Here is a 299-nt window from a genome sequence, read left to right on the forward strand (position 1 = left end):
TGAAGGAGTCGTGCAGGATATCCTCACAAAATCTCCTATGCATCCTCATGGTATAAAGGTTAGGCTGGAAACAGGAGAAGTGGGAAGGGTGCAGGAAATTATTAGTTCCCCCGCCTGAACAGTTGTCAATTATCAATTAACAAGGATCAATTATCAGTGAGCATCAAACAGGTTTCTTGAAGACAAAAGGAAAGTTTAATAAACTTCAGCGGGTTGCTTTCGGTAGGAGCTGATGCGCTGGGAGTTAATGACGATCAGACCCATCAATACAAAGATGCCCGCCATTATATATTCAAAGG

Annotated in this window: 1 protein-coding gene; it reads left to right on the forward strand. The window is 42.5% G+C overall.

Annotated features, from left to right (window positions below; all coding sequences use genetic code 11):
• The first annotated feature begins 10 nt into the window (after window positions 1–10).
• The gene (locus tag HC175_RS22865; RefSeq protein ID WP_317172404.1) at window positions 11–118 is read left to right on the forward strand and encodes a DUF2196 domain-containing protein; all 108 of its coding nucleotides are present in this window, start codon (window positions 11–13) and stop codon (window positions 116–118) included.
• Window positions 119–299: the final 181 nt, after the last annotated feature.

The sequence above is a fragment of the Salinimicrobium oceani genome (assembly GCF_012037645.1).